This is a genomic window from Streptomyces sp. IMTB 2501, assembly GCF_001953885.1.
Lineage (GTDB): Bacteria > Actinomycetota > Actinomycetes > Streptomycetales > Streptomycetaceae > Streptomyces.
On the sequence record NZ_MQUS01000003.1, the window covers coordinates 133,275 to 152,025 of the forward strand.

An 18,751-nucleotide genomic window follows, 5' to 3' on the forward strand; every position below is an offset into this window, starting at 1 on the left:
GGGCCCATGCGCAGGAGGCGAAGAGGGAACGCAGAAGGCCCCTGCGTGAGCAGGGGCCTTCGCTGGTGTCCGAGGGGGGACTTGAACCCCCACGCCCGATAAAGGGCACTAGCACCTCAAGCTAGCGCGTCTGCCATTCCGCCACCCGGACAAGGTGTCTGTCGTGCGGGGGAACCCTTTCGGCGGGCGTTTCCCTCGCGGCGACGAAGGAAACATTACCAGGCTTTCGGGGGTGGCTGATCACACCCCCCGCCCCGGCGGACGGTCGCGCGTGAACGGTGTGTGACGGGCCGGGACCCGTCTTGGGCCGGGGACGGGGGAGAGGGAGGATGAGGAGGACCACCAGCAGCGACAGCGCGGGAGGAAGCACGTGAGCGAGACGGACACGGCCAGGAGCGTCACCGGCGAGGACGAGGTCGTGGACCTCTGCCGCGAGCTGATCAGGTTCGACACCAGCAACTACGGCGACCACTCCGGCCCCGGCGAGCGCCGGGCCGCCGAGTGGACTGCCGAGAAGCTCGCCGAGGTCGGGCTGGAGCCGAAGATCTACGAGTCGCACCCGGGCCGCGCCTCGACCGTGGCCCGTATCGAGGGCGAGGACCCGTCCCGGCCCGCGCTGCTGATCCACGGCCACCTGGACGTCGTACCGGCCAACGCCGACGACTGGACTCACCACCCGTTCTCCGGCGAGGTCGCCGACGGGTGCGTGTGGGGGCGTGGGGCCGTCGACATGAAGGACATGGACGCCATGACTCTCGCGGTCGTGCGTGACCGGCTGCGCAGCGGCCGGCGGCCCCCTCGCGACATCGTGGTCGCCTTTCTCGCCGACGAGGAGGCCGGCGGCACCTATGGCGCCCGCCACCTGGTCGACAACCACCCCGAGCTGTTCGAGGGCGTCACCGAGGCCATCAGCGAGGTCGGCGGGTTCTCCTTCACGGTGGACGAGCAGCGCCGGCTCTATCTGGTCCAGACGGCCGAGAAGGGCATGCACTGGATGAAGCTGACCGTGGCCGGCACCGCCGGGCACGGCTCGATGATCCACCGGGACAACGCCATCACCGAGCTGTCCGAGGCCGTCGCCCGGGTCGGCCGGCACAAGTTCCCGGTGCGGGTCACCAAGACCACCCGGGCCTTCCTCGACGAGCTGGGCGACGCGCTCGGCACCGAGCTGGACCCGGAGAACATGGAGGCCACCCTCGCCAAGCTCGGCGGCATCGCCAAGCTGATCGGCGCGACCCTCAGCAACACCGCCAACCCGACCCAGCTGAACGCCGGCTACAAGGTCAACGTCATCCCGGGCGAGGCCACCGCGCACATCGACGGACGGTTCCTGCCCGGCTACGAGGAGGAGTTCCTCGGAGACCTCGACCGGCTTCTCGGCCCCAACGTCCGGCGCGAGGACGTGCATGCCGACAAGGCGGTCGAGACCGGCTTCGACGGGGCACTGGTGGAGGCCATGCAGTCCGCGCTGCTGGCCGAGGACCCCACCGCCAAGGCGATCCCCTACATGCTCTCCGGCGGCACCGACGCCAAGTCCTTCGACGACCTCGGCATTCGCGGCTTCGGCTTCGCCCCGCTGAAGCTGCCGCCGGAGCTGGACTTCGCCGGCATGTTCCACGGCGTGGACGAGCGGGTGCCGGTCGACGGGCTGCGGTTCGGGGTGCGCGTGCTGGACCGGTTCATCGACGCGTCGTGAGGTTCTGGGCCCGGATATTCGGGCGCGCGTACGGGGACGACTGGAACGGGTGAATGCGACGATCGGTTCGTAGCTTCATTAGTTCCTCCTCGTTACAGGTGATGTGACTCCGCACCTTGGGGTCGCATTGCCAACAAGGAGGAATAATGATCAAGAAGGTCGTCGCTGCTGCGGCTGCCACCGGTGGGCTGGTTCTCGCGGGCGCGGGCCTCGCCGTCGCAGACTCCGGAGCCCAGGGTGCCGCTGTGCACTCCCCGGGCGTTGTCTCCGGCAACGTCGTTCAGGCCCCCGTGCACGTCCCGGTGAACGTCTGCGGCAACACGGTCAACGTGATCGGGCTCCTGAACCCCGCCTGGGGCAACACCTGCATCAACAAGTGACGACTACCTCCTGAGGGGGGCGTCTTTTTCGAGCCGTCGGCCTCGGAGCGCGTGTCATGTGCTCCGGGGCCGACCGGTCTCATGCGCGGATACATGATCCGCGAGGTTCGCAGCGCAACGCAATGCAATGCGACGCAATCGCGAGGCACAGCAGGATCGAAGGCAGGGGAAATCAGAAAATGCGACAGGGCACCCGCAAGGGCCTGATGACGATGGCGGCGGCCACCGGTGTGATCGCCGCCGCGAGCGGCTATGCCCACGCAGACGCGGGCGCGTTCGGCAGCGCCGCCGGCTCGCCCGGCGTACTGTCCGGCAACACCGTGCAGGTGCCGGTGCATGCGCCGGTGAACGTGTGCGGCAACACCGTGAACGTCGTCGGGCTGCTCAACCCGGCCGTGGGGAACAAGTGCGCCAACGACGGCGGTACTTCGCAGGGACACGGCGGCTCCGGCGGTTCCGGCGGTTCGGGCGGCTCGCACGCGGGCGGCCGCACCTCGGGCTCGCCCGGCGTCGGCTCCGGCAACACCGTGCAGGTACCGATCGACGCACCGGTGAACGTCTGCGGCAACAGCGTGAACGCCATCGGGGTCGGCAACGCCACCACGGACAACGACTGCGCCAACGGAGGCGGCGGCCACCAGGGGCAGCCTCCGGGCGGCGGCCAGGGAAACCCGCCCGGCCAGCCGGGCCACCCTGGTCACCCCGGGCACCCGGGGCACCCGGGCCATCCCGGTCACCCGGGTCATCCTGGCCACCCGGGTCACCCGGGCCACCCCGGTCACCCGGGTAACCCGACGACCCCGCCCGGCAAGGGCGGTCACACACCCCACGGTCCCCAGGGGTCCCACGGGTCCACGCCGGTCAACCAGCAGGGCGGCCGCTCCACCCAGCCCCTGACCAACGGCCAGCTCGCACACACCGGCAGCGATGTGCCGGTGGGCCTCGTGCTGCCCGTCGGCGCGGGCGCGCTCCTCGCGGGCGCGGTGCTCTACCGCAAGGCGCGGGCCACGGCGTAGGTACGGCAAACGGAGCGGGCCCCGCCATCCCGGCGGGGCCCGCTCCGTTCAGCTGTGTCCAGGCTCACCACGTGGCGCGCACCTGGCGGATGATCCGTCGGCGCAACCGCACCCTGCGGCTGCCGTCACGCAGCAGGCTCAGTCGGTCCAACTCCCAGTGTCCGTACTCGGCATGGTCCGTCAGTAGACGTGTGGCCTCCTTGCGGGACACCCCGCGCGGCACATACACGTCGACAAATTCGTATTCCGGCATCGCATCTATTGTGCGGGCTGGGGCCCGGTACGGATAGCGTCTGCACTATGTCTGATGCTGCGCAGCCCACCGCTGCCGAGGTACGCGCCGCCGCCGAGGCGGTCAAGACCGCCCTCGATCGTCATCTGGCGGCCGTCGAACGCAGGTCGGGGGAGGACGACCCGGCTGTCTTTGAGGCGTTCAACCAGCTGGCCGCGGCCGCCGAGGTGTACGACGAGCTGCTCTACGACCGCTATGACGAGGTCACGCCCTTCGAGATCCCCGGGTCGGAGGAGCTGCCGCCGTATGCCGGCCCCGAGGAACCGAACGCGATCAGTGTGCTGATCCGCCGTGACTACGCCGTGGCGGAACCGCAGCGGCTGCTGGCGCAGGCCCAGCGGGTCGAGGCGGCGGAGTACGAGGCCGCCGGCGGCCTGACCGAGGATGCCGCCAGTACGGTTCCTGGGGCGCTCGGGATCCTGTTCGGCGAGTTCGAACCGGACGAGATCGCCTCCCGGCACAAGGAGTTCGGCCTGGAGGAGGGCGACTCCACGCTCTGGGTCACCGCGGCGGACGAGGCACCCGAGGCGGGCGAGTGGCTGGATGCGCCGTTCGACCACATCGACTCGCAGAGTGTGGTGTGCCGGTTCGACGTGAGCGCGGTGTTCGACGACGACGTCTCCGACGAGGAGGACGATCTCGAGTTCGTCGAGGACGAGGAACTGGAGCCGCTGGACACCGAGAAGTAGTGCGGTGACGGCGGTGCCGAGTCCGGCAGTGCCAGGTCCGGCGGTGCCGGGTGGCCTGGGGCCGGTTCGGCACCGCCGGACTCCGCCGTCGTGGCTGAGCGCCGCGATGGCGGAGAGGGCGGGCGGACAGAGAGTCAGTCGTTCGGGACCTGGGTGCGCAGCAGGGTCTGCAAGCGGGTCGTGCGTGGCTTGGCCGGTGTCTCCGCCACCGCCTTCGGCAGGGCCTGTTCCACCCCGTGGACCACGGACAGATGCCGCTCCGCCCGGCCGAACGCCGTGTACACCCAGGGTCTGCTGAGCGCCTGCGCCGCGTCGCCGGGCAGCACCACGACCGCCGCCGGCCAGCGGGCGCCCACCGCCTGGTGCGCGGTCAGTGCCCAGCCGTGCCGCACGGCGCCCTCCACCCGCTCGCGCGGTACGACCACCGGGGCGCCCGCGCACATCAGATGCAGCCCGTCCGCGTCGGCCTTGACCACCACGCCCGGCACCGTACGGCCCGGGGCGGGGGAGTAGGCGATCCGGTCGCCGGGGTCGAAGCCGCCGAAGCGGCCGGGGCCGGGGTTGAGGCGTTCCTTCAGCGCGGAGTTGAGGGCACGGGTGCCCGCGGCGCCGCCGTGTCCCGGGGCGATCACCACGGTCTGGTCGGCCGGGATCCCGATCGCCCGTGGCACCGAGTCCGCGACCAGCTGGACCGTCCGGTGCACGGCCTCGCCGGCGTCCCGCACCGGGACGATGACGATCTCCTTGCCCGGTGCGGCGACCTGGTTCAGCTCGCCGGCGCCGATACCGGAGACCAGCTCGCCGATCGGGCCCGGGTCGGGGATACGCGAGGCGATCTGCGGGCAGGCGCGGGCGGCGAGCAGATCGGCGAAGACCCGCCCGGGACCGGCCGACCACAGCACCGCCGGGTCACCGCTGAGCACCAGCCGGGCCCCGTCGGGCAGCGACTCCACCAGCATCGCGGCGCTCTCCACGTCGAGCTGCGGGGCGTCCAGCACGATCAGCAGGTCCAGTTCCAGCGCGCCGTCCGTGTCCCGCCCCGGTCCCTCGGTGCCGGACAGCAGACCGGCGATCGTACCCACGCTGTGCTCCGCCGGGTCCGCCCCTGGCTGCGGGGTGAGGCGGTGGCGTCCGTCGGGCGTGTGGCAGACGGCGAACGCCCGCAGGCCCGCGGTGCGCGCGGCGCCGAGCAGCGCGGCCGGCTCGGTCCGGGCCGCCTCCCCGCCGGTGTGCAGCACCAGGCCGTGTCCGGCCACCGCCCGGACCAGCTCGGCCGCCCCGCCGGAGACGGCGTCGGCGGCCGTCCGCCAGGCCTGGTCGGTCTCCTTGGACAGCGAGTTGACCAGCCGGGCCAGGCCGTCGGCGAGGCTCTCCTCGGCCAGCGCGTACCGTTCCAGGCCGACGAGGACCCGGACCGGGCGCTCCTCCTCGCCCTCTTCCGTCTGCTGCGGGGCAGCGGCTCCCGGTTCCTCCAGGGCGTCCTGGAAGGCCAGAGCCTCGCCCTCCGCAAGCGTGCTCTGCACCGCAGTGTCCGGGTCCGGCACGTTCTGCCGGCCGAGCGCCGCGGCGAGCGTGGGCAGCTCCAGCGCGGTGTGCCCGGCCAGGGCCGCCTGCTCCAGCAGCCAGACGGTGAGGGCGCGGCCCCGCCGCTCGTCGCCCGGACCGCAGGCGGCGCCGAGCAGCGCCCGTGCGAACCCGTCGGCCTGGTCGGGTCGTACGCCACTGATCCGCAGCAGGTGCCAGGGGTCCTCGCGCAGCGCCGCATCGGCGCCCTCGCCGAGAGCCGTGGCCACCTGGGGAGCCAGGGCCTCGGGCGCGCCGCCCTCGGCCAGCACCCGGCGGATGCTCTCCACCGTCTCCGGTGCGGGGGCGCCGGGGGTGACGGCGGCCGGGGCGGGCGCGGGCTGCGGCCGGCGTACGGGCTCCGGGGCCGGGCGGCGTGGCGCCGGAGCAGGCTCGGCGAACGCCGTGGCCACCGGCTTCTCGCCGCTCTCCACCGCCCGCACCGCCGCGAGCAGGTCGGCCGCCGTGCCGCTGAGCTTGGCGCCGCTCTCGATCGGGCTCTTCTTCTCCGCCTTGCGCCGCTCGATCCGCTCCCGCTCGACCCGCTGCGCCGCCAACTCGGCCTCCGCCTCGGACACCTGGGCCCCACCTGCGCCCTCGCCACCGCGGTCGCCGTCCGAACCGCCCTGGCCCTCGGCCCCGTCCGCGCTCGCGCCAGTACCCACGCCGTCGTCCGCACTCGCGCCCGCGCCGGTGTCCTCGCCGTCGGCCCCGTCCGTGTCGGACACCTGGGCCCCGGCGCCGTCACCACCGCCGGCTCCGCCTGCGCCCTCGCCCCTGCGGTCGCCGCCCGAACCCTCACCGCCGTCCGAACCGCCCTGGCCCTCGGCTCCGTCCGCGCCGTCCTCGCCCGCGCCGATGTTCTCGGCCCCGTGTGCGCCGGCGCCTGTGCTGCCCTCGCCTTCGGCACCGTCCTTCTCGGTGCCGTCCGCACGGCTCCCCTCGGGCGTGGGCGGGGTGACCCCGCGCGAGGCCTCGGGTGTGTCCGGTGTCCCCGGCCCGGCTTCCTCCGTGGTCTCCGGCTCCGTGCTCACAGCGTGCTCCAGTCGTGATCGGGATAGCGGTGCACGGGCGCCGACACATCGTCCAGCGCCCGGCAGATCTCGTCAGGAAGACTAAGGGCCTCCACTGACAACGCAGCCGTGAGCTGCTGCGCGTTGCGCGCGCCGAGAATCGGCGCGGCCACGCCGGGCCGGTCCCGGACCCAGGCGAGGGCCACCTGGAGCGGGGTGACGGCGAGCCCGTCGGCGGCCGTCGTCACCGCGTCCACGATGCGGGAGGCCGTGTCGTCCAGATACGGCTCCACGAACGGGGCCAGGTGCTCGGAGGCGCCGCGCGAGTCCGGCGGAGTGGTGTGCCGGTACTTCCCGGTCAGGACGCCCCGGCCGAGCGGCGAGGAGGGCAGCAGGCCGACGCCGAGGTCCAGCGCGGCGGGCAGCACCTCACGCTCCACGCCCCGCTGCAGCAGCGAGTACTCCAGCTGCGTGCTGGCCAGCCGGGTCCGGACGCCGGGCGCCGCGAGCTGCCAGGTGGCCGCCTTGGCGAGCTGCCAGCCGCAGAAGTTGGAGACCCCGGCGTAGCGGGCGCGGCCGCTGCTCACCGCTATGTCGAGGGCCTGGAGCGTCTCCTCCAACGGGGTGTCGGGGTCGTAGGCATGGACGTGCCACAGGTCGACGTACTCCGTGCCCAGGCGGGTCAGGGAGGCGTCGAGCGCGGCGAGCAGATGGCCGCGGGAGCCGTCGAAGCGGCGGTCGGGGTCGGGGACGCTGCCCGCCTTGGTGGAGATCACCAGGTCCCGGCGCGGCACCAGGCCGTCCATCAGCTGTCCGAGCAGATACTCCGCCTCGCCGTCGCCGTACACGTCCGCGGTGTCGACCAGTGTGCCGCCGGCTTCCCAGAACGCCTTCAGCATGTCCGCGGCGTCGTGCTCGTCGGTGTCCCGGCCCCAGGTGAGGGTGCCGAGTCCGATCCGGGACACGCGCAGGCCGGTACGGCCGAGATGCCTCTGCTCCATGCGGGCGAGATTACTGGCCAGAACGCGCGCGGTGGATGGCCTGTGGATAACCAAGTTGGTTGCGGGGCGCCCGGTGCCGTGGCCCAGGTACTGCCCTGACGCCCACCCCCGCGCTATGGTCGGCCCCACAGGGACGTTACTGATCGGTAAGGGGAAGGCATGCGGCTCGGGATCAACCTCGGCTACTGGGGTGCCGGGATGGACGGGGACAATCTGGCGGTCGCGCAGGAGGCCGACCGGCTGGGCTTCTCGGTGTGCTGGGCCGCCGAGGCATACGGCTCCGACGCGGCGACGGTCCTGTCCTGGGTCGCCGCGCAGACCGAGCGCATCGACGTCGGCTCGGCCATCTTCCAGATCCCGGCCCGCCAGCCCGCGATGACGGCGATGACGGCGGCCACCCTCGACTCGCTGTCCGGCGGCCGCTTCCGGCTCGGCCTCGGCGTCTCCGGCCCGCAGGTCTCCGAGGGCTGGTACGGCGTCAAGTTCGACAAGCCGCTGGCCCGCACCCGCGAGTACGTGGAGATCGTGCGCAAGGCGATGACCCGGGAGCGCCTGACGTACGAGGGCGAGCACTGGACGCTGCCGCTGCCGGGCGGTCCGGGCAAGCCGATCAAGCTGACCGTGCACCCGCAGCGCGAGCACATCCCGCTCTACATCGCCGCGATCGGCCCGAAGAACCTGGAGCAGACCGGCGAGATCGCCGACGGCGCCCTGCTGATCTTCCCCTCCGCCGACCACCTGGAGGACACCACGCTCAAGTACCTGCGCGCCGGCCGCGAGAAGGCAGGCAAGACGCTCGAAGGGTTCGACGTGTGCCCGACCCTGCCGCTGGCCGTCGGGGACGACAAGGACGTGGCCCGCCTCGCCGACACCTTCCGTCCCTACACGGCGCTGTACGTCGGCGGCATGGGCAGCGCCAAGCAGAACTTCTACAACCAGCTCGCCCAGCGCATGGGATACGAGAAGGAGGCCGCCGAGATCCAGCAGAAGTACCTGTCCGGCGACAAGCAGGGCGCCGCGGCCGCGATCCCGCAGGCCCTCATCGACAACACGACGCTGCTGGGCTCCGTCGACCGGATCGCCGACCGGATGAAGGCCTACGCCGCGGCCGGTGTCACCACCCTCAGCCTGTCGCCCGCCGGCTTCACACTGGAGGAGCGGCTCGCCTCCCTGCGCGCCGGCAGCGAGGCCCTGGAACGCGCCGGACTCGCCTAGGGACAGCATCAGCGGCCGTGGTGGGGGCTCGGGGGTCTTCCCCGCCACGGCCGTCACTGGGAACAACGCGCCGGGCATCGCGCGGTTACGACGCCCGCGTTCCTTCTTTCGGCCGAGTCATCAGACATCCGTGTTGCTGCTTCCAACTGCCCGCATTTGACTCGTTCTTTGCGGAATGCCGCGAAGGGCGCTGAATGTCGCGGAATGCTGAGGAACCGTCCGGAGGGGTGGCGTCCATGCTGTCGGCCAGGAGTCTGTGCCAGGAGATCCTCGACCATGACGAGTCGCTCCGGCCCTTCTGCTCCATCGCCGCCAGCGGGGAGTCGCAGGGCGGCTGGGAGAATCACGGACGCATCTTCCACGCCCTGCTGAAGAAGCGCGGGCTCACCCCGGTCGCCGTACCGCCTGAGACCGACTACACGATGCTCCTGGAGCGGCACGGCGTCGGCCTCGCCCACGACAAGCTCCGCCGGTACTTCGGCGACCATCCCGAGGTCGGCAAGGCCGTCCGCATGATCTCGGACGACGAGGACAACCACCTCGCCTGCACCCACGAGGAACTGCTGCGGTTCGCCGCCGGGCACGGCCGGCTGATCCAGCGCAGCCTGCGCGCCTGCGCGCTCGCCGAGACCCGCGTCCACCGGGACGTCAGCCTCGCCGTCATGGCCCACATGGGCCGCATCCTCGGCTGGCCGAAGGCGAAGTCCGTCGTACTCTCGGCCGGCATCCACGTGGTGTACGGCTATGAGCGCCTCGTCGGCCGGCGCCGCATGCCCGTCCTCCGCCTGACCGAGCGCCGCGACGCCCTCGGCGGCCCCGCAGCCCCCGCCCACGAGTTCGCCTGAGCCGCAGCGGGGCCCTCACAGCCAGCCGCGCCCCTTCAACAGCCGGTACAGCAGCACCTCCAGGGCCGCCATCAGCAGGATCACCGCCGGGTACGACCACAGCCAGTGCAGCTCCGGCATGTTGTCGAAGTTCATGCCGTAGATACCCGCGATCATCGTGGGGACCGCGGCCATCGCCGCCCACGAGGAGATCTTCCGCATGTCGTCGTTCTGCCGCACGCTCATCTGCGCCAGATGCGCCGCCAGGACGTCCGACACCAGCCGGTCCAGGGCCTCCACGGACTCGTTCACCCGCATCAGATGGTCGCCGACGTCCCGGAAGAACGGGCGCGCCTTGTCGTGCACGAAGGGCACCGTGGCGCCGAACGGTCCGGTGCCCGCCAGCCGGGTCAGCGGCAGCGCCAGCGGGCCGGTGGCCCGGCGGAACTCCAGGATCTGCCGTTTGAAGCCGTAGATCCGGGACGCGGTGTGCCGCGAGCCGCCGCCCTCCGGCCGGAACACCTCCGCCTCCAGCTCCTCCAGATCGTTCCCCAGCTCCGTCGCCACCTCCAGATAGTGGTCGACAATCGCGTCGGAGATCGCGTACAGCACGGCGGTCGGGCCCTTGTCGAGCATCTCCGGCTCCTCCTCCAGGCGGTGCCGTACGGCGGCCAGGGGCGAAATCTCGCCGTGGCGGACGGTGACCACGAAGCAGTCGCCGATGAAGACCATGATCTCGCCGGCCGAGACGGTGTCACTGTCCGCGTCGTACGCGACCGGCTTCAGCACCATGAACAGCGAGTCGTCGTAGACCTCCAGCTTGGGCCGCTGATGCGCGTTGAGGGCGTCCTCGACCGCCAGCGGATGCAGCGCGAACTCCTGGGTGACCAGGTCGAACTCGCGCTCGGACGGCTCGTACAGGCCGATCCACACGAACCCGCCCGCCGCCCGCGCCTCGGCGAGCGCGTCGGACAGGTCCTCCGGGCCCTCGGTGCGGTGCCCGTGCCGGTAGATGGCGCAGTCGACGATCACGGAGCGCATTCTCCCCTCGCCCGGTCACCCATGCATGTGATGATGCGCCTACCCTGGGCCGCATGCCCACGCTGATCCTCGTCAGGCACGGACGTTCCACCGCCAACACCTCCGGGGTGCTCGCCGGCTGGACGCCCGGCGTCGCCCTCGACGAGCGTGGCGCCGCACAGGCCGCCGCGCTGCCCGCACGGCTCGCCGGGCTGCCGATCTCCGAGGTCGTCACGAGCCCCCTGCAGCGCTGCCAGGAGACCCTGCGGCCGCTCCTCGAGGCCCGCCCGGAACTGCGCGCCCACACCGACGAACGGATCGGGGAGTGCCACTACGGCGACTGGTCCGGCCGCAAGCTCGCCGAGCTGATGGACGAACCGCTGATGGAGATCGTCCAGGCCCACCCGTCGGCCGCCGCGTTCCCCGGCGGCGAGTCCCTGCGCGCCATGCAGACCCGCGCCGCCGAGGCCGTACGCGAGTGGAACGCGCGCGTGGAGCGCGATCACGGCACCGACGCCGTCTACCTGATGTGCTCCCACGGTGACATCATCAAATCCCTGGTCGCCGACGCCCTCGGCCTCCACCTCGACCTGTTCCAGCGAATCTCCGTGGAACCGTGTTCCGTCACCGCGATCCGCTACACCCGCCTCCGGCCGTTTCTCGTTCGCCTCGGCGACACCGGGGATTTCGCCTCACTCGCCCCGCGCGAGGAAGCCGGTGAGGGCGACGCACCGGTCGGGGGTGGTGCGGGCGCACCGTGATCGTCTGCCGCAGTAGGGTGAAGCGGTCCGCACCGGTCCGCACCGTCGCGCATCCGCCCGCTGAGACTTCCGCACCGCTGAAACTCTCGAATCCAATGGAGACAGGACGTGTCCCGTCAGGTGTTCCTCTACGACCCGCCGGACCGCTTCGTGGCCGGCACGGTCGGACTGCCCGGACGCCGTACGTTCTTCCTCCAGGCCATCGCAGGCTCCCGGGTGACCAGCGTGGCTCTGGAGAAGACCCAGGTGGCCGCGCTCGCCGAACGCATGGACGAACTGCTCGACGAGGTCGTACGGCGTAGCGGCGGCAGCGCCTCCGTCCCCGCCGTGGCGCCCACCGAGGTCGCCGACACCGCCCCGCTGGAGACCCCGATCGAGGAGGAGTTCCGCGTCGGCACCATGGCGCTGGCCTGGGACGGCGAGGAACAGCGCATGATCGTCGAGGCGCAGGCCCTGGTCGAGCTGGACGCCGACACCGAGGAGGACCTCGCCGAGGCCGAGGAGCGGCTGCTCCAGGACGAGGAGAACGGGCCCCCGATGCTGCGGGTCCGGCTGACCGGCGCGCAGGCCAGGGCCTTCGCCAAGCGCGCCCTCGACGTCGTCAACGCCGGGCGGCCGCCGTGTCCGCTGTGCAGCCTCCCGCTCGATCCGGAAGGACACGTATGTCCGCGCCAGAACGGATACCGCCGCGGAGCGTGACCGCCGCCGACACCGGGGCCGACACGGCCGCCGCCGAGTTGCTCGCGCGCGGTGAGCTGACCGTGCGCGGCCGGATCCGCGAGGCCTCCAACGCGGCGCTGTTCTGCACGATCGCCCTGGACGGCCGGGAAGCCTCCTGCATCTACAAGCCGGTGGCCGGGGAGCGCCCGCTGTGGGACTTCCCCGACGGCACCCTGGCCGGCCGCGAGGTGGCCGCCTACGAGGTCTCCGAGGCCGCCGGCTGGGGGCTGGTCCCGCCGACCGTGCTGCGCGACGGGCCCTACGGCGAGGGCATGTGCCAGCTGTGGATCGACGTCCAGGCCGAGGCGGAGCTGCTCGCCCTGGTCGAGGCCGAGGAACCGGAGCCGGGCTGGAAGGCGATCGGCCTGGCCGAGGTCGGCGGGGGCCGCACCGCGCTCCTCGTGCACGCCGACGACGAGCGGCTGCGCCGGCTCGCCGTCCTCGACGCGGTGATCAACAACGCCGACCGCAAGGGCGGCCATCTGCTGCCCACCCCCGACGGCCGGCTCTACGGCATCGACCACGGCGTCACCTTCAACGTCGACGACAAGCTCCGCACGCTGCTGTGGGGCTGGGCCGGGGAGCCGCTGACCGCCGAGGCCGTCGACGTCCTCGGGGGACTGCGGGGAGCCCTCGGCGGGCCGCTGGGCGAGCGGCTGACCGGCTTGATCACCCCGGCTGAGATCGACGCCACACGCGCGCGTGTCGACGCCCTGCTCACCGCGGGAGTCCACCCCGAGCCGAGCGGGGAATGGCCGGCCATCCCCTGGCCACCGGTGTGAACCCACCCGGCGTGAACCCCCGGGTGTGAGGACGGTCGGCGGTCCCGGCCGAGCCGGTCAGCACATCGGCCGCCGACATGCAAGAACGCCTAACAGGCCATCCGGCGCGATCCCGTTCGTATACGCAGCCGACGGCCGGTTAGGCTCATGTACATGCATGCCTGGCCCGCTTCCGAGGTCCCCGCCCTGCCTGGTCAGGGCCGCGACCTGAGGATCCACGACACCGCGACCGGCGGACTCGTCACCCTCGACCCCGGTCCCGTCGCCCGTATCTATGTCTGCGGCATCACGCCGTACGACGCGACCCACATGGGGCACGCGGCGACCTACAACGCGTTCGACCTCGTGCAGCGCGTGTGGCTCGACACCAAGCGGCAGGTCCACTACGTCCAGAACGTCACCGATGTCGACGATCCGCTGCTGGAGCGCGCGGAGCGGGACGGCGTCGACTGGGTCGCCCTCGCCGAGAAGGAGACGGCCCTCTTCCGCGAGGACATGACCGCCCTGCGCATGCTCCCGCCCCAGCACTACATAGGCGCCGTAGAGGCGATACCCGGCATCGTCCCGCTCGTGGAGCGGCTGCGCGAACTCGGCGCGGCCTACGAGCTGGAGGGCGACATCTACTTCTCCGTCGAGTCCGACAGCCATTTCGGCTCGGTCTCTAACCTCGACGCGGCCGCCATGCGGCTGCTGTCCGCCGAGCGCGGCGGCGACCCGGACCGCCCGGGCAAGAAGAACCCCCTCGACCCGATGCTGTGGATGGCCGCCCGCGAGGGCGAGCCCAGCTGGGACGGCGGCTCCCTCGGCCGCGGCCGGCCCGGCTGGCACATCGAGTGCGTGGCCATCGCCCTCGACCACTTCGGCATGGGCTTCGACGTCCAGGGCGGCGGCTCCGACCTCGCCTTCCCGCACCACGAGATGGGCGCCTCGCACGCCCAGGTGCTCACCGGCGAGTTCCCCATGGCCAAGACGTACGTGCACGCCGGCATGGTCGCCCTGCACGGCCAGAAGATGTCCAAGTCCAAGGGCAACCTGGTCTTCGTCTCGCAGCTGCGCCGCGACGGCGTCGACCCGGCCGCCATCCGCCTCGCCCTGCTGTCCCACCACTACCGCGCCGACTGGGAGTGGACCGACGAGGTCCTGCGGGACGCCATGGCCCGCCTGGACCGCTGGCGCGCCGCCGTCTCCCGCCCCGACGGCCCGTCCGCCGACGCTCTCGTCGAGGAAATCCGCGGGGCCCTGGCGAATGACCTCGACGCGCCCGCCGCGCTGGCCGCGGTGGACCGCTGGGCACAGCGGCAGGAGACGGAGGGCGGCACCGACACGGGCGCACCGGGCGTGGTGACGCGGGCGGTGGACGCGCTGCTGGGAGTGGCTCTCTAAGCCGCCGCGCAGGGCCGCGCCCCGGTCCCCCATCGCGGCACCACGGAGAAGGGGCGGTTCCCGACACGGGAACCGCCCCTTCTCCGTACCCTCAGTCCTCCGGGTCGTCCTCGTCGTCGCCCTTGAGGTCGTTGCCCTTCGAACCGCCGGAACCGCCGGGGGCATTCGGCGGACGCGTCTTCCCGCTCGGGTTGTCCCGCAGCCAGGAGCCGCTGTCCCCGCCGTCCGCCGTCGCATGCCCGCCCGGAGGGGGCGGGCTGACGTCCCGGCGCCGCAGATACCGCTCGAACTCGCGGGCGATCGCCTCACCCGACGCCTCCGGCAGCTCCGCGGTGTCCCGGGCCTCCTCCAGCGTCTGGACGTACTCGGCGACCTCGCTGTCCTCGGCGGCCAGCTGGTCCACACCGACCTGCCAGGCCCGCGCGTCCTCGGGCAGTTCGCCCTGCGGGATGCGCAGGTCCAGCAGATCCTCCAGGCGGTTGAGCAGCGCCAGCGTGGCCTTGGGGTTGGGCGGCTGGGAGACGTAGTGCGGTACGGCCGCCCACAGCGACACCGCCGGGACGCCGGCGTGCGCACACGCCTCCTGCAGGACGCCGACGATGCCCGTCGGGCCCTCGTACTTGGTCTCCTCCAGATCCATCCGCTGGGCCAGGTCCGGGTCGGACGTGACCCCGCTGACCGGCACCGGACGCGTGTGCGGGGTGTCACCGAGCAGCGCGCCCAGAATGACCACCAGCTCCACGCCCAGCTCGTGCGCGAAGCCGAGCAGCTCGTTGCAGAACGAGCGCCAGCGCATGGACGGTTCGATGCCGCGGACCAGCACCAGGTCACGCGGCTTCTCGCCGCCGACCCGCACCACCGACAGCCTTGTCGTCGGCCAGGTGATCTTGCGCACACCGCCGTCCATGAACACCGTGGGGCGGTTCACCTGGAAGTCGTAGTAGTCCTCGGCGTCCAGCGCCGCGAACACCTCGCCCTTCCATTCGCGTTCCAGATGCGCGACCGCCGTGGAGGCGGCGTCGCCGGCATCGTTCCAGCCCTCGAACGCGGCCACCATGACTGGGTCGATCAGCTCGGGAACCCCCTCCAGCTCGATCACCCAGTGCCTCCTTCCGACGTGCCCTCGCTTGACTCACCAACCTTACGGCGTCCGGCGGGGGCGCCCGCAGCCCCCTTGCGTGGGGGAGTGACCGGATCACTGCCCCGATCACCCCCCTCGGACACCCGGCATTCACACTCGGGCGAGTGGCCGATCCGGGGGACGCGGGCCGCATCTGACATGCGGCTACCGCCGCGCGGGCGTGACCGGACACCACGAAGCGGAACCCGCGGGACGACCGGCACTCCTACTGCGCCGTCGGCCGGACTCACAGAGTGGACCGCAGCCACTGCTCCACACTCGCGATGTGCACGGTCGCCCAGGAGCGGGCCGCCTCCGCGTCCCGGTCGCGCAGCGCGGCCAGGATCGCCCGGTGTTCGCGCAGGGTGCGGCCCACCGCGTCCTCCTGGGTCAGACCCCGCCAGATCCGGGCCCGTGTGGTCGGCCCCGACAGGCCGTCCAGCAGGGAGCACAGCACCGAGTTGCCCGCGCCGCGCACGATCCCGCGGTGGAACTCCAGGTCGGCGGCGACCAGCTGCTCCACCGAGGGTTCCTCGCCCAGCGCGTCCAACTGGGCGTCCAGGGCGTCCAGTTGCTGCTCGCTGATCCGCAGGGCCGCCGTCGCCGTCGCGGCCGGCTCCAGGATCCGGCGCACCGCCAGGAACTCCAGCACGGTGTCGTCGCGGTGGAAGTCCACGACGAAACTCATCGCCTCCAGCAGCAGCTGCGGATCGAGGCTGGTGACATAGGTGCCGTCGCCCTGGCGCACGTCCAGGATCCGGATCAGCGACAGGGCCCGTACGGCTTCCCGCAGCGAGTTGCGGGACAGGCCCAGCTCCGCCGCCAGCTCGCTCTCCTTGGGCAGCCGGTCGCCGGGGCGCAGCGCACCGGAGACGATCATGTCCTTGATCTTCTCGATCGCCTCGTCGGTGACTGCCATGCCCGGCCTCCTGTCGCCCGCCCCATGCCTCAGACATCGGATGTCTCAGCACATTATGCGGCCGGCCCTCATATGGCCGGGCCGTCGAACCACTCCTTGCCGTCCGCCCAGTGCCGCACCCAGCCGGCGAAGCCCGGCCCGGCCGTGGTGTGTCCGAACTCCGCGCCGAACGGAACCGCGCCCTCACCGGTGATCTGCCATATGTGACCCCGGTGGGGACCGCTCACGATCAGATGCCAGTCCATGCCGCAGCCGTCCGTGCCCAGCACGATCGAACCGTTGCCGGCGACCTGCTCTATGACGGCCTCCGGATCCTCGTACCCCCCGTCGTCCTCCTCCCACAGCCACATCCGGGTGAGGGGGAACGGCTCGGTCAGCCGCTGCTTGCCGCCGCCCTCGGCCAGTGCCACCAGACCGTACTCCGGCGGCCCCTGGAGCGATCCGTCCGTCACCTCCGCCACGCACGTCCGGTACGGCTCCGGCAGTATCACCCCGTGCTCCGCCTCGAAGGCCCGCACCGCCTCCCAGCCCAGCGCCGATTCGCCCCCGTCGTCGACACCGAACGCCTCGCGCAGGGCCGCGAGTTCCGACGGATCCACGTGATCGTTGTTCATGCCCCCATGGAAGCACCCGGCACTGACAACGCCCCCGAGCAGGCGAAAGGGGCCGCCCCACCGCGGTGGAACAGCCCCTGTGCCGTGCCCGGTTACTTCTTGCCGAGCATGTCCTGCACCTTGGCGCGGACCTCGTCCGTGGCCAGGCCCCGGATGGTCAGCGTCGTCCGGCGGCGCAGCACGTCGTCCGGCGTCTCGGCCCACTCGTGGTCGCGGGCCCAGACGACCTGCGCCCAGATCTCCGGGGCGTCGGGGTGGACGCGCTCGGCCAGGTCAGGGTTCTCGTTCGCCAGGCGGGCGATGTCGAAGGCCAGCGAACCGTAGTGCGTCGCGAGGTGCTTGGCGGTGTCGGCGGCCATGCGCGGACCCGGAGCCGGGTGGTCCACCAGCAGCCGGTGCGCGACCGCGCGCGGGTTGGCGACACCGGGCAGCGGCAGCTTCTTCGGCAGCGAGGAGATCGGTTCGAAGTCGTCGCCCAGCGGGTGGCCCGGCAGCGCCTCCAGCTTCTGCATCACGGTACGGCCGATGTGCCGGAACGTCGTCCACTTGCCGCCCGCGACGGACAGCATGCCGCCCTTGCCCTCGGTCACCACGGTCTCGCGCTTGGCCTTGGCGGTGTCGCCGGGGCCGCCCGGCAGCACCCGCAGACCGGCGAACGCGTAGGTGATGAGGTCACGCTTGAGCTGCTGGTCGCGCACGGAGAACGCGGCCTCGTCCAGGATCTGGGCTATGTCCTTCTCGTTGACGTCGACGTCCGCCGGGTCGCCCTCGTACTCCTCGTCGGTCGTACCGAGCAGGAGCATGTCCTCCCAGGGGAGGGCGAAGGTGATCCGGTACTTGTCGATGGGGGTCGCCAGCGCGGCCTTCCACGGGGAGGTCCGCTTCAGGACCAGGTGCGCGCCCTTGGACAGGCGGATCGACGGCGCCGCGTTCGGGTCCTCCAGCTTGCGCAGGTGGTCCACCCAGGGGCCGGTCGCGTTCAGCACCAGACGGGCGTTGACCCCGAACTCCGCACCGGAGAGCCGGTCCTTGAGCTCGGCGCCGGTGACCCGGCCCTTGGTGAAGCGCAGGCCGGTGACCTCGGCATGGTTGAGGACGACGGCGCCCGCCTCGACGGCCGCACGGACCGTCATCAGCGCCATGCGCGCGTCGTTCATCTGGTCGTCGCCGTACACGGCCACGGCCTTGAGGTTCTCGGTGCGCAGCTCGGGCACGTCCTGCGCCGCCCGGGCGGGGGAGAGCAGGTGGCCGACGCCGTCGCCGAACGCGGAGAGCGCGGAGTAGGCGAAGACGCCCGCGCCGAGCTTCGCCGCGCCGTGCGGCCCGCCCTTGTACACGGGGAGGTAGAAGGTGAGCGGGTTCGCCAGGTGGGGGGCCACCTGGCGGGAGACCGCACGGCGCTCGAAGTGGTTCTCCGCCACCAGCTTCACCGCGCCGGTCTGCAGATAGCGCAGACCGCCGTGGAGCAGCTTGGAGGAGGCGGAGGAGGTGGCGCCGGCGAAGTCGCCGGCGTCGACCAGAGCCACCCTCAGGCCGGACTGCGCGGCGTGCCAGGCGGTGGAGATGCCCAGGATGCCGCCGCCGATCACCAGAAGGTCGTACGACGCCTTGGAGAGCTGCTCCCGGGTCTCGGCGCGGCTCGGGTTGGAGCCGGAGGCCGGGTGCGTCCCGAGGGCAGGCACGGACTGCAGGGTGGACTGACTGGTCATGTCGGGTACTTACTCCTCGTCAGAGCCGATCTGT

General features: G+C 72.0%; 18 protein-coding genes and 1 tRNA gene. 10 read left to right on the top strand and 9 right to left on the bottom strand.

Annotated features, from left to right (window positions below; all coding sequences use genetic code 11):
- Window positions 1-63: 63 nt before the first annotated feature.
- A tRNA-Leu gene (locus tag AV521_RS07045) sits at window positions 64-151 on the bottom strand.
- A gap of 219 nt (window positions 152-370) precedes the next feature.
- Between AV521_RS07045 and AV521_RS07050 the strand changes: the two genes are divergently transcribed.
- From AV521_RS07050 to AV521_RS07060, 3 genes are all read left to right on the top strand, one after another.
- Window positions 371-1,696 (top strand): M20/M25/M40 family metallo-hydrolase, encoded by a 1,326-nt coding sequence (locus AV521_RS07050; RefSeq protein ID WP_076085082.1) that lies wholly within the window; start codon window positions 371-373, stop codon window positions 1,694-1,696.
- Between the two features lie 146 nt (window positions 1,697-1,842).
- Complete coding sequence (gene chpH, locus AV521_RS07055) at window positions 1,843-2,076, top strand: chaplin ChpH (protein ID WP_076085085.1); 234 nt, start codon at window positions 1,843-1,845, stop codon at window positions 2,074-2,076.
- 179 nt (window positions 2,077-2,255) lie between these two features.
- Window positions 2,256-3,092, top strand: a complete 837-nt coding sequence (locus AV521_RS07060; RefSeq protein WP_076085088.1) for a chaplin — start codon at window positions 2,256-2,258, stop codon at window positions 3,090-3,092.
- Window positions 3,093-3,156: 64 nt separating this feature from the next.
- On the opposite strand, the gene AV521_RS07065 is transcribed toward AV521_RS07060, so the two are convergent.
- Window positions 3,157-3,345, bottom strand: a complete 189-nt coding sequence (locus AV521_RS07065; protein ID WP_014671721.1) for a DUF5703 family protein — start codon at window positions 3,343-3,345, stop codon at window positions 3,157-3,159.
- A 47-nt stretch (window positions 3,346-3,392) separates the two neighbouring features.
- Between AV521_RS07065 and AV521_RS07070 the strand changes: the two genes are divergently transcribed.
- A complete protein-coding gene (locus AV521_RS07070) occupies window positions 3,393-4,073 on the top strand; it encodes a hypothetical protein (RefSeq protein ID WP_076085091.1) in 681 nt (226 codons plus the stop codon).
- Between the two features lie 134 nt (window positions 4,074-4,207).
- On the opposite strand, the gene AV521_RS07075 is transcribed toward AV521_RS07070, so the two are convergent.
- On the bottom strand, window positions 4,208-6,670 hold the full coding sequence (locus AV521_RS07075) for a helix-hairpin-helix domain-containing protein (RefSeq protein ID WP_076085094.1): 2,463 nt from the start codon (window positions 6,668-6,670) through the stop codon (window positions 4,208-4,210).
- Window positions 6,667-7,650, bottom strand: coding sequence for an aldo/keto reductase (locus tag AV521_RS07080; protein WP_076085097.1), 984 nt, complete (start codon window positions 7,648-7,650; stop codon window positions 6,667-6,669). The genes AV521_RS07075 and AV521_RS07080 overlap by 4 nt, the downstream gene beginning before the upstream one ends.
- A 159-nt stretch (window positions 7,651-7,809) precedes the next feature.
- Here AV521_RS07080 and AV521_RS07085 point away from each other — a divergent pair, with 159 nt between their 5' ends.
- Together AV521_RS07085 and AV521_RS07090 are read left to right on the top strand one after the other, a co-directional pair.
- On the top strand, window positions 7,810-8,865 hold the full coding sequence (locus tag AV521_RS07085) for an LLM class F420-dependent oxidoreductase (protein WP_076085100.1): 1,056 nt from the start codon (window positions 7,810-7,812) through the stop codon (window positions 8,863-8,865).
- Between the two features lie 236 nt (window positions 8,866-9,101).
- The gene (locus tag AV521_RS07090; RefSeq protein ID WP_076085797.1) at window positions 9,102-9,710 is read left to right on the top strand and encodes a hypothetical protein; all 609 of its coding nucleotides are present in this window, start codon (window positions 9,102-9,104) and stop codon (window positions 9,708-9,710) included.
- Between the two features lie 15 nt (window positions 9,711-9,725).
- Here AV521_RS07090 and corA read toward each other — a convergent pair whose 3' ends face one another.
- Window positions 9,726-10,721, bottom strand: coding sequence for a magnesium/cobalt transporter CorA (corA, locus tag AV521_RS07095; RefSeq protein WP_076085800.1), 996 nt, complete (start codon window positions 10,719-10,721; stop codon window positions 9,726-9,728).
- A 62-nt stretch (window positions 10,722-10,783) separates the two neighbouring features.
- Between corA and AV521_RS07100 the strand changes: the two genes are divergently transcribed.
- The 4 genes from AV521_RS07100 (at window position 10,784) to mshC (ending at window position 14,355) form a co-directional block, all read left to right on the top strand.
- Window positions 10,784-11,470 (top strand): histidine phosphatase family protein, encoded by a 687-nt coding sequence (locus AV521_RS07100; RefSeq protein WP_076085103.1) that lies wholly within the window; start codon window positions 10,784-10,786, stop codon window positions 11,468-11,470.
- Between the two features lie 108 nt (window positions 11,471-11,578).
- Window positions 11,579-12,169: a DUF3090 domain-containing protein gene (locus AV521_RS07105; RefSeq protein WP_076085106.1), complete on the top strand. Its 591-nt coding sequence runs from the start codon at window positions 11,579-11,581 to the stop codon at window positions 12,167-12,169.
- Entirely contained in the window at window positions 12,133-12,972 is an 840-nt protein-coding gene (locus AV521_RS07110) for an SCO1664 family protein (protein WP_076085109.1), read from the top strand. The genes AV521_RS07105 and AV521_RS07110 overlap by 37 nt, the downstream gene beginning before the upstream one ends.
- 153 nt (window positions 12,973-13,125) lie before the next feature.
- Window positions 13,126-14,355, top strand: coding sequence for a cysteine--1-D-myo-inosityl 2-amino-2-deoxy-alpha-D-glucopyranoside ligase (gene mshC, locus AV521_RS07115; RefSeq protein WP_076085802.1), 1,230 nt, complete (start codon window positions 13,126-13,128; stop codon window positions 14,353-14,355).
- A gap of 91 nt (window positions 14,356-14,446) precedes the next feature.
- Here mshC and AV521_RS07120 read toward each other — a convergent pair whose 3' ends face one another.
- The 4 genes from AV521_RS07120 to AV521_RS07135 form a co-directional block, all read right to left on the bottom strand.
- Window positions 14,447-15,454, bottom strand: coding sequence for a PAC2 family protein (locus tag AV521_RS07120; protein ID WP_076085113.1), 1,008 nt, complete (start codon window positions 15,452-15,454; stop codon window positions 14,447-14,449).
- A gap of 268 nt (window positions 15,455-15,722) precedes the next feature.
- On the bottom strand, window positions 15,723-16,394 hold the full coding sequence (locus AV521_RS07125) for a FadR/GntR family transcriptional regulator (RefSeq protein WP_076085116.1): 672 nt from the start codon (window positions 16,392-16,394) through the stop codon (window positions 15,723-15,725).
- Between the two features lie 68 nt (window positions 16,395-16,462).
- Window positions 16,463-17,008: an SMI1/KNR4 family protein gene (locus AV521_RS07130; RefSeq protein ID WP_076085119.1), complete on the bottom strand. Its 546-nt coding sequence runs from the start codon at window positions 17,006-17,008 to the stop codon at window positions 16,463-16,465.
- 92 nt (window positions 17,009-17,100) lie between these two features.
- On the bottom strand, window positions 17,101-18,717 hold the full coding sequence (locus AV521_RS07135; protein WP_076085122.1) for a glycerol-3-phosphate dehydrogenase/oxidase: 1,617 nt from the start codon (window positions 18,715-18,717) through the stop codon (window positions 17,101-17,103).
- Window positions 18,718-18,751 lie beyond the last annotated feature (34 nt).

Bases quoted from the DNA above. Each gene is read 5' to 3' on its own strand.
- chpH (WP_076085085.1), top strand. From the start codon at position 1,843: ATGATCAAGAAGGTCGTCGCTGCTGCGGCTGCCACCGGTGGGCTGGTT.
- AV521_RS07060 (WP_076085088.1), top strand. From the start codon at position 2,256: ATGCGACAGGGCACCCGCAAGGGCCTGATGACGATGGCGGCGGCCACC.
- AV521_RS07065 (WP_014671721.1), bottom strand. From the start codon at position 3,345: ATGCCGGAATACGAATTTGTCGACGTGTATGTGCCGCGCGGGGTGTCC.
- AV521_RS07070 (WP_076085091.1), top strand. From the start codon at position 3,393: ATGTCTGATGCTGCGCAGCCCACCGCTGCCGAGGTACGCGCCGCCGCC.
- AV521_RS07080 (WP_076085097.1), bottom strand. From the start codon at position 7,650: ATGGAGCAGAGGCATCTCGGCCGTACCGGCCTGCGCGTGTCCCGGATC.
- AV521_RS07085 (WP_076085100.1), top strand. From the start codon at position 7,810: ATGCGGCTCGGGATCAACCTCGGCTACTGGGGTGCCGGGATGGACGGG.
- AV521_RS07090 (WP_076085797.1), top strand. From the start codon at position 9,102: ATGCTGTCGGCCAGGAGTCTGTGCCAGGAGATCCTCGACCATGACGAG.
- AV521_RS07100 (WP_076085103.1), top strand. From the start codon at position 10,784: ATGCCCACGCTGATCCTCGTCAGGCACGGACGTTCCACCGCCAACACC.
- AV521_RS07110 (WP_076085109.1), top strand. From the start codon at position 12,133: ATGTCCGCGCCAGAACGGATACCGCCGCGGAGCGTGACCGCCGCCGAC.
- mshC (WP_076085802.1), top strand. From the start codon at position 13,126: ATGCATGCCTGGCCCGCTTCCGAGGTCCCCGCCCTGCCTGGTCAGGGC.
- AV521_RS07125 (WP_076085116.1), bottom strand. From the start codon at position 16,394: ATGGCAGTCACCGACGAGGCGATCGAGAAGATCAAGGACATGATCGTC.
- AV521_RS07130 (WP_076085119.1), bottom strand. From the start codon at position 17,008: ATGAACAACGATCACGTGGATCCGTCGGAACTCGCGGCCCTGCGCGAG.
- AV521_RS07135 (WP_076085122.1), bottom strand. From the start codon at position 18,717: ATGACCAGTCAGTCCACCCTGCAGTCCGTGCCTGCCCTCGGGACGCAC.